Annotated in this window: 12 protein-coding genes and 1 pseudogene; 4 read left to right on the plus strand and 9 right to left on the minus strand. The window is 62.2% G+C overall.

Annotation, left to right across the window (positions count from 1 at the left end; genetic code table 11):
- Both uvrC and EN964_RS11195 read right to left on the minus strand, forming a co-directional pair.
- Nucleotides 1–1,491, minus strand: a 1,491-nt coding sequence (gene uvrC, locus EN964_RS11190) for an excinuclease ABC subunit UvrC (protein WP_127276359.1), incomplete at its 3' end; no start/stop codon positions are given.
- Nucleotides 1,488–2,252 carry an SDR family oxidoreductase gene (locus EN964_RS11195; protein WP_127267620.1) on the minus strand — a complete coding sequence of 255 codons (765 nt, stop codon included), beginning with the start codon at nt 2,250–2,252 and terminating at the stop codon, nt 1,488–1,490. The genes uvrC and EN964_RS11195, both read right to left, overlap by 4 nt.
- Nucleotides 2,253–2,665: 413 nt before the next feature.
- Between EN964_RS11195 and EN964_RS11200 the strand changes: the two genes are divergently transcribed.
- Nucleotides 2,666–3,322, plus strand: coding sequence for an outer membrane protein (locus EN964_RS11200; RefSeq protein ID WP_023812630.1), 657 nt, complete (start codon nt 2,666–2,668; stop codon nt 3,320–3,322).
- A gap of 117 nt (nt 3,323–3,439) precedes the next feature.
- Here EN964_RS11200 and EN964_RS11205 read toward each other — a convergent pair whose 3' ends face one another.
- Nucleotides 3,440–4,036 (minus strand): glutathione S-transferase family protein, encoded by a 597-nt coding sequence (locus EN964_RS11205; protein WP_127270637.1) that lies wholly within the window; start codon nt 4,034–4,036, stop codon nt 3,440–3,442.
- A 126-nt stretch (nt 4,037–4,162) separates the two neighbouring features.
- Between EN964_RS11205 and EN964_RS38130 the strand changes: the two genes are divergently transcribed.
- Together EN964_RS38130 and EN964_RS11220 are read left to right on the plus strand one after the other, a co-directional pair.
- Nucleotides 4,163–5,035: a hypothetical protein gene (locus EN964_RS38130; protein ID WP_206517174.1), complete on the plus strand. Its 873-nt coding sequence runs from the start codon at nt 4,163–4,165 to the stop codon at nt 5,033–5,035.
- A 465-nt stretch (nt 5,036–5,500) separates the two neighbouring features.
- Entirely contained in the window at nt 5,501–5,806 is a 306-nt protein-coding gene (locus EN964_RS11220) for a transcriptional regulator (protein WP_127268687.1), read from the plus strand.
- A gap of 21 nt (nt 5,807–5,827) precedes the next feature.
- On the opposite strand, the pseudogene EN964_RS11225 reads toward EN964_RS11220, so the two are convergent.
- The 6 genes and pseudogenes from EN964_RS11225 to EN964_RS11250 form a co-directional block, all read right to left on the minus strand.
- Nucleotides 5,828–6,141: pseudogene (locus tag EN964_RS11225) on the minus strand (LysE family translocator); the annotation flags it as partial.
- Nucleotides 6,142–6,172: 31 nt separating this feature from the next.
- The gene (locus EN964_RS11230; protein ID WP_127268686.1) at nt 6,173–7,009 is read right to left on the minus strand and encodes a DMT family transporter; all 837 of its coding nucleotides are present in this window, start codon (nt 7,007–7,009) and stop codon (nt 6,173–6,175) included.
- Nucleotides 7,006–7,587 carry a TetR/AcrR family transcriptional regulator gene (locus EN964_RS11235; protein ID WP_127268685.1) on the minus strand — a complete coding sequence of 194 codons (582 nt, stop codon included), beginning with the start codon at nt 7,585–7,587 and terminating at the stop codon, nt 7,006–7,008. The genes EN964_RS11230 and EN964_RS11235 overlap by 4 nt, the downstream gene beginning before the upstream one ends.
- Nucleotides 7,588–7,722: 135 nt before the next feature.
- Nucleotides 7,723–8,175 (minus strand): hypothetical protein, encoded by a 453-nt coding sequence (locus tag EN964_RS11240; protein ID WP_127268684.1) that lies wholly within the window; start codon nt 8,173–8,175, stop codon nt 7,723–7,725.
- Between the two features lie 193 nt (nt 8,176–8,368).
- A complete protein-coding gene (locus tag EN964_RS11245; RefSeq protein WP_127268683.1) occupies nt 8,369–9,223 on the minus strand; it encodes a 23S rRNA (adenine(2030)-N(6))-methyltransferase RlmJ in 855 nt (284 codons plus the stop codon).
- A 62-nt stretch (nt 9,224–9,285) separates the two neighbouring features.
- Nucleotides 9,286–9,891, minus strand: coding sequence for a hypothetical protein (locus EN964_RS11250; RefSeq protein WP_127268682.1), 606 nt, complete (start codon nt 9,889–9,891; stop codon nt 9,286–9,288).
- A gap of 706 nt (nt 9,892–10,597) precedes the next feature.
- Between EN964_RS11250 and EN964_RS11255 the strand changes: the two genes are divergently transcribed.
- Nucleotides 10,598–11,461: UDP-glucuronic acid decarboxylase family protein (locus EN964_RS11255; protein ID WP_164775781.1), on the plus strand; the 864-nt coding region annotated here is incomplete at its 3' end.

Here is an 11,461-nt window from a genome sequence, read left to right on the forward strand (position 1 = left end):
CATCATGCCGAAATCGTCGCCAGGTGTGATCTCGGTCGAGCGGATGTTGAATTTCCGGTACTGGTTCTTCACGAACCCTTCCGGTCCGGCGACGACCATGGCGCCGACCGCGTTGGTGCCCATGATGTGTGAGTTGTCGTAAACCTCGATGCGCACCGGCGGCTTGGCCAGGCCGAATGTCTCGGCGAAACCCGCAAGCAGGCGTCCCTGGGTGGAGGTTTCAGCCAGCCGGCGTCCGAGCGCTTCGCGGGCATTCTGCAAAGCGTTGTCGGTCAGGTCCTTCTTCTCGCCGCGCTGCGGCACGGAGATCGCGACCTTGCGGCCAGCTCGGGTGGAGAGCGCCTCGGCCAGCAGTTCCTGATCCTCGACGCCATGCGACAGAAGAATGTTCCGCGGCGTCGGCTTGTCGTCATAGAACTGCGCCAGGAACGAACCCAACACCTCGGCTGCTTCCAACGCCGGATCGGCCTTGGGGAAATAGGCGCGGTTGCCCCAGTTCTGGCCGGTGCGGAAGAAGAACACCTGGATGCAGACCTGGCCGCCTTCCTGATGGATGGCGAAGACATCGGCTTCGTCGACGGTCGCCGGATTGATGCCTTGGTGGCTCTGCACATGCGACAGGGCCGCAAGTCGATCGCGATAGATCGCGGCGCGCTCGAAATCGAGAGCTTCCGACGCCTGCTGCATGGCGGCCGAGATTTCCGTCTTCACCTTCTGGCTGCGGCCGGACAAGAAGTCCTTCGCCTCGCCGACCAGTTCCGCATAGTCCTGATGCGAGACCTCGCCGGTGCAGGGACCAGCGCAGCGCTTGATCTGATAAAGCAGGCATGGCCGCGTGCGGTTCTCGTAGAACGAGTTGGTGCAACTCCTGAGCAGGAAGGCGCGCTGCAGGGAGTTGATGGTACGGCCAACGGCACCGGCCGAGGCAAACGGGCCGAAATAATCGCCTTTGCGCGAGCGCGCGCCGCGATGCTTGTAGATGCCCGGCGAGACATGATCGCCGGTCAAGAGAATGTAGGGAAACGACTTGTCGTCGCGCATCAGGACGTTGAATCGCGGCCGCAAGCGCTTGATAAGGTTGGCTTCGAGCAGCAGCGCTTCGATCTCGGTGCGGGTGACGACGAACTCCATCGTCGACGTCTCACGCACCATGCGGCCGATGCGGGTGGTGTGGAAGCGGCCTTGCGCGTAGTTGGTGACGCGCTTCTTCAGGCTGCGCGCCTTGCCGACATAGAGCACATCGCCGGCAGCGTTCATCATGCGGTAGACGCCGGGCGCGTTGGGAAGCCGCTTGACCAGCGTCTGGATCACCTCGGCGCCGATCATGCCTTCCGCGTCGCCGGCATGCGGGGTCCAGTCGATGGCGGTGAAGGCGACATCGGGACCGACGGTTTCAACGATCTCCTCGACCGCCTCGTCCTCGAGGTCGATATCGGGGGGCAGATCGTCGGCGCCGCCGCGCGGCTTGCTTTTGTGGTCTACAGGACTCATTCCGTCATGCCTGTCACATCGGGCGTCTGCCATGCAAGATGCTGGCCGCCATCAAGCGCGATCATCTGGCCGGTGACCGAGCGCGCTTCCCAGAGATAGCGGATCGTGGCGCCGAATTCCGGCAATTCCGGGCCGCGCTTGAGGACCAAGCCATCCACCTGTGCGGCAAAATCGCTGTCGTCCTGACGCGCGTTCTTCAGTGTCGGCCCCGGGCCGATGGCATTGACGCGGATGCTGGGGCCGAGCGCTTGCGCCATCATCTGGGTGGCCGTCCACAGCGTCGACTTGGACAGCGCATAGGAGAAGTAGCGCGGCGTCGGACGCCAGACGCGCTGGTCGATCATGTTGACGATCAGGCCCTCCTGCCCTGCCGGCAACGCCCGGGCGAAATTCTGCGCCAGCAGCGCGGGCGCTTTCACATGGACGGCAAAGTGCCGGTCCCAGGCCCGCCAGTCGAAATCCCGAACCGAATCGTCCTCGAACAGCGACGCATTGTTGACCAGCAGCGGGATGGGTCCGAGCGCTGCTTGCGCCTGGCCGACAAGATCGTCGACGGCGTCCATATCGGTCAGGTCGGCGGCGACCACGGCGGCGCGGCCACCTCCGGCGATGATTTTGGCAGCCAACGTATCGGCCTCGATGCGCGAGCGGTTGCAATGGATGGCGACGGCAAAACCGTGCGCGGCGAGATCCTCGACGATCGCCCTGCCGATCCGCCTGGCCCCGCCCGTCACCAGCGCCGTGACAGTGGCTTTGCTCATATGGTGTCAATCCTCAATTTCGGCCCGAAAAAGCGGTGCCGGCGAAATATGGCCCGGCATGCGTTAAATGGTGTTCGCACCTTGGGCAGCATTGTGGCGAAACGGCCGTTTGGACATCCCGGCCCGCCCTGGACTCGGGCGCGCACGACCGCAATATAGGGTGCTGGAGTCCTTGCACCAAGCGGTGTGCAGCGCAGCATGGGATGGTTCCTGCCATTTCGCTGTTGCGAAGATGCAACGTCAAGGTTCTGCCTCATTCGTGCCGGGGAATGACCCAAGTTCAGGTTCGCTTCAGCCGCATTTTGACACGACATTTGGAACCGACGAACGCCAGATCCGTTTCACCCCCCGGACGGGTAGATGGCGATCGTGAGAAACAAGCCTGTGTCCTGTGGCTTAAGGAGTAAAGAACAATGCAAGCCAATCTCAAATTCGCACGGCCGCTGGCCGTTGCGCTTGGGCTCTTCGCCCTCAGCGGAACTGCCTATGCTGCTGACGTGGTTTCGGAAGAGCCGCCGGCACCTGCGCCGATCGCTGAACTTCCGGTCGCTTCGTGGGCCGGCCCCTACGCCGGTCTCAACGTCGGCTATGGCTTCAGCGGCCGGACCAAAGAAAAGGATTTCGACGTTGAAACCGATACCAAGGGTTTCGTCGGCAGTGTCTTCGGCGGCTACCAGTGGCAGCAGGAGAACTTCGTCTACGGCGCTGAAGCCGAACTCGGCTACAACGGCGTCAAGGGCGACGACAACGGCATCGACTCCAAGGCCGGCTTTGAAGGTTCGCTGCGTGCCCGTCTCGGCTACGCGGTCAGCCCAGAAATCCTGCTCTATGGCACCGGCGGTCTCGCCGGCAGAAGCCTGAAGGTGGAAGACACCGTCCTTGGGGCCAGCGATCGCGCAACGATGCTCGGCTGGACCGCCGGTGTTGGCACCGACATCAAGCTGACCGACAATGTCTTCGGCCGCGTCGAGTATCGTTACACCGACTTCGGCAGCAAGAGCTTCGACGGCATCGGCAAGGTCAAGGCCACCGACAACCGCGTCACCTTCGGCGTCGGTATGAAGTTCTAAGTCGTTCAAGCCACGACACGAAAAAGCCGGGCCTCGCGCCCGGCTTTTTTTGTGTCTGAGTGATTTTCCCGGTGATCGAATCGATAACCCGGGAAATCAATTCCGGGCAATCGGCTATCAACCAGGAATGCAGGGCTTCAGTTCTGGAAACTTCTCGTCGAAGCGTGCCGCCCATCGCGTCAACCGGGCGCGACCCTTCTCCCATTTTCCGGCAAAACGCAGCGAGAGATAGCCAAGGCAGGCGCGCAGCGCCATCTGGCCGGCGGTGATCTTCTTCGGCAGCTTCGGCGGGTTGGCATTCAGCAGGTCGAGTGCCGCCGTGATCTTCGCCCACTGGCGATCGAGCCAAGGCTGATAGACCATCTCCTCGGGCCGCGTGCGCCGTTCATAGACCATCGACAGCGCGCAGTCGCAAATGCCGTCGGCCAATGCCTCCAGCACTTCAGCCTCGAGCCGCTTGTCGGGATTGCGTGGAAAAAGCGCGCTCTTCGACAAACGGTTGAGATGCTGGGTGATGGCGCGACTGTCGTGGATGGAGCGGCCGTCGTCGAGCACCAGAACCGGGATCTTGCCGAGCGGGTTGGCGCCGATCAGTTCGGTCGGTTTGTCGTCCGTTTTGACCGCCACCGTTTCGATGTCGATGCCGGCATAGGCGGCTGCCATGCGCACTTTGGAACTGTAGGGAGAGGAGGACGCATAGAGCAGTCTGGGCATGATCGGTTTCCTGTTTTGCAGGCCGGCAGTGTTGACCGATCAAGCGCGATCGAGCAATGGCCAGAAGCGGAAAACCCGGCCGCCAGCGAGCGGACTCATCGGCCGGGGCCGTTTGGCGAGCGCTCCATGAAGACGGTGCTTGATCACATAGTCGCCGAGTTGCCAGAATCGCAGGGATCACTCAGCCGACAGCCAAGACCGAAGGGCCTCGCGCCGATATTTCATCAAGCGCATGAATGGCACAAAAAGCCCCACCGGACTCCGCCCTATGGCGAAGTCCTGGGAGCTGCGAAAAGATATCCTCCGTCCGCCTCTGTTCTCGCCTTCCGACTGCCAAACAACGAACGGGGCGCCTGTCGGGCACCCGCCCTTGACTGTTTCGGCACCGCCCCCGGCGAGGGAAGACGCGACTACTTCTTGCCGGCCTTCGCGGGTGCTGCCTTCGGCTTGGCCGCAGGTGCCGCTTTCTTCACCGGTGCTGAAGATTTCGCTGCCGCAGCCTTCTTTGCCGGAGCAGCTTTCGCAGCCGGCTTCTTGGCCGGTGCAGCCTTGGCAGGTGCAGCCTTGGCAGCCGGTTTTTTTGCAGGTGCTGCCTTCTTCGCTGCGGGTTTCGCCGCAGCCTTCGCTGCAGGCTTCTTGGCTGGTGCCGCCTTCGCCGCCGGCTTTGCCGCTGCCTTGGCGGGTGCTGCTTTCTTCACTGCCGGTTTCGCAGCAGCTTTCGCTGCCGGCTTCTTGGCCGGTGCTGCTTTTGCCTTGGCCGCCGCGGCCTTCGGCTTGGCAGCGGGTGCTGCTTTCTTCACTGCAGCTGCGACCTTCGCCGTCGCTGCTTTTGCGGGTGCTTTCTTTGCCGGTGCCTTCGACGCCGGCGCTTTGGATGACTGCTTAGCCATGCGATGCCCCTTCCGTTGTGCCGACGGCCGTAATGACCCGGCGCGCTCATGCATATCTGACTCGCGGCTTGCTAGCCAGCGAAGCAATAGACTGATTTTCGCAACTTAACTTTCGGTTACGATCGGCACATGATCGTGCTGATCGTCGCAGAAATTCACTGCTGATCTTCGACCATCGGCTAGAATGTGTCGCCGACATTCTCCACACTCCGCGGGAGCGCTCTTCTCGTGAAGCTCCGAAGATCAGCGAACAGCTTTGCGTGTCGATCTTCGTTCGCCAATATCATGACCACAGCCTCAGCGGTGCGATCATCTCATGCAGGCGGACGATCTATACTGCAATGCGGCAGCCGGCCAATGCATCACCTTGTCAAGCGCGATCGCAGACCCGACTGCTCGTGAATTGACAGACAACTCTATATGGCAGAGTATTCTGCACAGAAGGCCGGAGTACTTCGATGTCCATCGCACAGGGACAAACGGCGCTGTCGCCGTTCGAGATTGCCAAGACGGTCCGCCACGGCGGCGGCATGGTTGTCGGTGGCCTCCGGCTTGGCTGCACCGGAGCCAATCGATGAGTGCCGACGAAATCATCCACCAGAGCACTCGGCTCAGGATCATGGCCGCGCTGAACATGCTGGAAAGGCGCCAAACGCTGGACTTCACCGGGCTGAAGGCCATCGTGGACGTCACGGACGGCAATCTCGGCGCGCATCTCGATACGCTGGCCAGGGCCGGTTATGTCGACATCGAAAAGCTGTTCGTCGGCCGCCGGCCGCAGACGCGCGTCAAGGCGACCACGAGTGGACGGCGCGCGTTCCGCGGCCACGCCGCATTCCTGCGCAAGATCATCGATCAGGCGATGCCGCGCAGGAAATAGCGTGGCGACTGGGCAATCCGCTCAGCGCGCGGCAACAACGGCAACGCCGGCGCCTATCATCACACCGCCCGCCGCGCGGTCACCCGGCGTACGATCCTTGGCGTGCGCAACAGGTTGCGGGCGCGGCCGGCGAGGATGATATGAACGCCGATCACCACCGCTTCAACAGCCAGGATCACCATCATCAGCACACCAAGATGAGCAGCATTGAGCGATGCGCCTACGCCGCTAGGCAACAGCGCGACGTAGAACAACGGCATTTTCGGATTGCCAAGATTGAGCGCGATGCCGGTGGCAAAAATCGTCAGCAGCCCTCGCCGTCCTGAGACGGGCTGCCGTCCAGAATCTTCGCGATCCGCATTTCCGTCACGACTGATAGCCGAGGCAGATGGCGCCGAGCGCGACGATAGCGCAGGCGCCGACCCGCCGCGGCGTCAGCATCTCGCCGAGGAACAGGCGTCCGATGAAGGCCGCGAAGACGACGCTGGTTTCGCGGATCGCGGTGATCGGACCTGCTGGTCCGAGCGCGAAGGCCGCGACCACGACACCGTAGGCCAGAAGTGCAAACAGGCCTCCGCCGAGCGCCTTCCAGGTTTCAGGCGCGCGCGGGTCGACAATGAGCCGGCCACGGCAGGCGACGAAGGCCGCCGGCAGCAACGCGCCGTAGATCAGCAGGACCCATGCGGTGTAGGCGCCGGCATTTCCCGCCGCCCGAACGCCGAGCGCATCGACCGTCGCATAGGCGGCGATGATCGCTCCCGTTGCCAATGCATAGAATATCGATGTCGTGGCGGCCCTGCCCCGTCCGAGTGAAAGGCCCATGATGCCGCCAGCGACCAGCGCGACGCCGACGGTCTGCGGCAGAGTGAGCTGCTGGTTGGCCAGGAAGAACCCGCCGAGCGTGACAAGCAGCGGCACGCTGCCGCGAACGATCGGATAGACCTGCCCCAGTTCGCCGTATCTGTAGGCGGCCACGAGAAACAAGGTGTAGCCAACCTGCAGGCAGGCCGAGAGCACGATATAGGACCAGGCCGGCGCGGCCGGAAGGGCGTGGAAGAAGGCGAAGGGGATGGCGAGCGCCGTGCTTGAAAAGCTCATGACGGTAACGGTCCACAACCGGTCGGCCCCCGTGCGCAGGAACGCGTTCCAGCTTGCGTGCAGGATCGCCGCAAACAATGCGAGCCCGATGACCAGCGGGCTCATTGCGGCCGGCGCGAGGCGGCGACGATGCCCATGGCCGCCTTGCGGGAGTCGCGAATGGCGGCTTCTGCCTGCCCCATCTGCGCCAGCAAGGTCGCACCTTCGATCAGCATAAGCAGCGTCGCCGCCACGCTCTCGGCGCGGCCGTGCGGCATCATCTCTTCGAGGATAGACTGCATGCGCCGCTTGAGGCCGTTCTTCTGCCTGACAACGGCCTCGAAAATCGGGTGCCCGGGATCGCCGAACTCGGCCAGCGCATGTGCGAACAGACAGCCATGGAAATCCGGGCTGCGGAACCAGCGTGCATGCCAGTCGAAGATTTTTCCGATTTTCTGCTCCGGCGGAACGTCCTCCTGGGCGAGCCGGTCGAGTTGGCGGTCGAAACGCATAGCGCGATAGTCGAGCACCTCGACGATCAGTTCGTCCTTGCTGGGAAAGTGGCGATACATCGTCATCTTGGCCACATCGGCTTCGGCGATGATCCGGTCGATACCGGTGGCATGGAAGCCGGCGCGCTTGAACAGCACGTAGGCCGTGTCAACGACGTGTTGGCGCTTGCCGGAAGCGGACGATGGCGTCATGGAGATTACCTAGTATTGAGACAGGTCTGTCTCGCCTGTATGCGACGGATCGAACCTGCTGTCAACGCGGCGCGAAAAAACGCCTGCAGCCGATCAAGCCACAGGCGCGAAAGAGATTGGAAGGGGAAACCGGGTCTAGCGCAGAATGCGGCAGCGGCCGTTGTAGACCATCCAGCGGTCGAAGCCCGAGACACAGAATTCGACATTGTCGCCGATCGAGGCAAAGCCCTGGCCTTCCTCGATCAGGTACCAGATGGTGCGATCGCGGCCGTCGGACAGACTGACGGTGGCGCCGCAATAACGGCGACCGATCGGCCAGGTATCGTTGGCCGCCAGATAGCGATGCTGGTGGATGCGCCGGAAATCGGTGATCTGCACGTCAGGCAGATGCGGCACGTGATGCACCTGATAGGAAAAGCGGCTGGTGATCTTGTTCAGTACCCAGGGCTGACCGCAGACCCCGCTGTCTTCATCGGAATAGACCGTAAGATCGGCGGCCTGCACGGTCTGGGTGATACCGAGAGGCGCAGCAAGCGGGGTGAAGAGCGAAATCAGGGCGGCAAGGGCGGATTTGGCGAAGCGAGTCATGGCAGCCTCTCAAGGTCGATTGCGCGCACTGTGCGGATTCGCTCGGCGGCGGTCAAGCGGTTGCGTTGACAATGGTTTCCCAGTTTGAAACCGCTTTTTGACCAAAGCCGAATTTGCACGCACCGGAATGGCTCTGGCACGTTCATATCCAGACCCAAGAGCACGCGGTCCCTGGGTCGTCGATGAGACCGCCTCAAGCCTGCTCGCCGGCCAGCCATTCCAGCGACCAGTGCGCCGGCCGCCCCACCGCAAGCAGCCTGTGCAGGGCCGGCAGCAGCGTCCGCAGCTCGCCCTCCAGCGTGAACGGCGGGTTCACGACCAGCAGACCACTGCCGTCGAGGCTGGGTTCCGAAGAGGCCGGCCTGATCTCGAATTCGATGTCGAGCAGCTTCGGGATGCCGGATTGCTTCAGCGCCTTGCGGAAAGCGATGATCGCCTTGCGGTCCTTGATCGGATACCAGAGCGCATAGATGCCGCCTGGCCACCGCTTGTGCGCCCTGGCGAGCCCGTCGACGAGGCGTTCGAACTCACCCGCTTCCTCGAATGGCGGATCGATGAGGACAAGGCCGCGCTTTTCCTTCGGCGGCAGATGCGCGCCGAGCGCCAGCCAGCCATCGAGCTCGATGATCCGGGCCTGGAAATCGCCGGCAAAGAACGTCCTCAGCCTTGCGGCATCCTTGGGGTGCAGCTCGATCGCCGTCAGCCGATCCTGCTTGCGCATGAGATGGCGCGCAATCAACGGCGAGCCCGGGTACTTCTGGATGCCACCCTCGGGGTTGAGCGACCGTATTGTCTCCAGATAAGGCGCGAGCAGCGCCGCCACCGGAGCGGCGAACGGGGCATCGATCAGCCTGCCGATGCCGCCTTGCCACTCACCCGTCTTCTGCGCCTCGGCGGACGACAGGTCGTAGCGGCCGATGCCGGCATGGGTGTCGACGACCCGAAACGCCTTATCCTTCTGCTTCAGATACTCGAGCAAGCGCGTCAGCACGACATGCTTGACGACGTCAGCGAAATTCCCGGCATGATAGGCGTGGCGGTAGTTCATGGTTTTGTGCCGTTATGCATGTCGTTGTCCCAAAACCGCTGCACACTTTTGGGCGACATGCATCAGCCCCTGCCCCAACGCGGCGGTGGCGGCTGCGAGTTCGGATTTTCCGGCCGGCCGCCACGAGTGCGCAAAGTCAGCAAGAATCCGATCAGGCCGATCGCCATCAGCGCGAAGCCGACCGGCCGTGCACGGCTGTCGATCTCGCCGGCGCCGGAGCGCAGGATGAGATCGACCGCCCGCATTGGTATGTCGTCGGCATCACCCGGTCCGACGGTGAAGATATAGGGGCCAGGGCTGACGGTCGCGATCACGCCGGCCTCGTCGCGAAAGATCTTGTCGGTCAGTTGCGGGCTAGCCTGGCGAGGATTGTCGGAATGGTTGAACTGCAGCGTCGAGGCGAGCACCGTGCGGCCATTGCTTGCAGCGGTCAGCGTCAGGACGGTGCGCTGCTGCGAAACGATGCGCTCTGCTCTTGCGGTCAGGTCGACCAGCACCCGCACCGGCGCGTCGCGGCCGGAGAGCGGCACCGTCAGCGGCTTGAAGCGGCCCTGCTCATAGACCCGCCAGGTGCCGATCTCATGGCCGGAGAAGTTGCTCATCGCCCAGGGATAGACGACACCGATGCCGGCGCCGACGAGCAGGATCAGGACAAACAGAAAGCGCATTCAGATCACCATGGCGTATCGTGACCTTGCCAATAGCGCCCCGACGGCCAAAAGGCGATGGCCAGTTGCGGGCAGCCACCTGGAGGTGGGCCGTGCGGGTGCGAGCGCAACCAGATTGGCGGCGTGGCCGCGCAACAATTCAAGGTTCTACCTATGCGCTCAAAAATTAAGCCGAGTATTTCGCGCGCTGCGCTGACATCGCTGTCGGCTCATTCTCGGTCGTCCTTGCTGTCAAGTTTCGATTCTACCTCAAGGGACAGCTTCCGCGTCCGGTCATACATTGTCGTCGATCGAGCCAATATGCTGATTAGTAAAGAGGATTTTCCGTATGCGCCGTGTTTCAGCCCGAGAGACCGTCGCCCCCTCATGTTAACCATCCGCGAGCGCACTTGGTTAAGAAATCACTAATTTAGTTGACTATAATTTCCACAGGTATATTTTCGATATGTTGGGATGTGCAATTTGGGCGAGCAATCGGCGATGGTGACACCGAGCGGGTGACCGCGTTTTCGGGGCGCAGAGAATGCTGAGCGGCAGCACGGAGGTCGTGTAGTCGTACCAGCTTCGCGAAAGCCAAAGAACAATTAACGCACATCAGTGATGGCGATTCCGCAGACGCGGAGGTTTGCCACGTTCTCAGGAACGTGGCCGGGCGATGCTTTGTCCCGGCCCCGGCGGTAGCGTGTGCGGTGCGTGCGAGGAAAGCATGGGTAAGCTTGTCAAGGTTCTGAAACTGGAATCCGGCAGCCAAAGGGGCGCCAACCAAAGCCGACGACGCGCCCTTGTCGCCGGAGGCGCGGGGTTTTTAGGATCGCATCTGTGCGAACGTCTTTTGCGGGACGGATACGACGTTGTCGCGCTGGACAATTTCCACACCGGCAAAAGATACAATCTCAATACCCTTCTGCGTAATCCGAGCTTCACCTGTATCGAGCACGACATCGTCGATGCACTGCCTTCGGATCTTCAGTGCGACGAGATCTACAATCTCGCCTGCCCCGCCTCTCCGCCGCACTACCAGGCAGACCCGATCCACACCTTCAAGACAAGCGTGCTTGGATCGCTGAACCTTCTGGAACTCGCGCGACAGAACAAGGCCAAGATATTCCAGGCCTCTACGTCCGAAGTCTATGGCGATCCCTTCGTGCATCCACAGCCCGAGAGCTACTTCGGCAACGTCAACACGCACGGACCGCGTTCCTGCTACGATGAAGGCAAGCGCTCGGCCGAAACCCTGTTCTTCGATTATTCGAGAACCTATGGCCTCGATATCCGTGTCGCCCGCATTTTCAACACCTACGGGCGCCGCATGCAGCCCGACGATGGGCGTGTGGTTTCGAACTTCATCGTCCAGGCGCTGCGCGGCGAGGACCTGACCGTCTATGGCAGCGGCCAGCAGACGCGCTCCTTCTGCTATGCCGACGATCTGATCGAGGGCTTTGTCCGGCTGATGAACGCGCCGAGCGCGCCCACCCACCCGGTCAATCTCGGCAACCCTGCCGAATTCACCATCATGGAACTGGCGACGCTGGTCGTCGATTACACCAACGCCCGATCGAAGATCGTGCAT

Origin of the sequence: Mesorhizobium sp. M7A.F.Ca.CA.001.10.2.1 (assembly GCF_003998575.1) — a bacterium.
Lineage (GTDB): Bacteria > Pseudomonadota > Alphaproteobacteria > Rhizobiales > Rhizobiaceae > Mesorhizobium.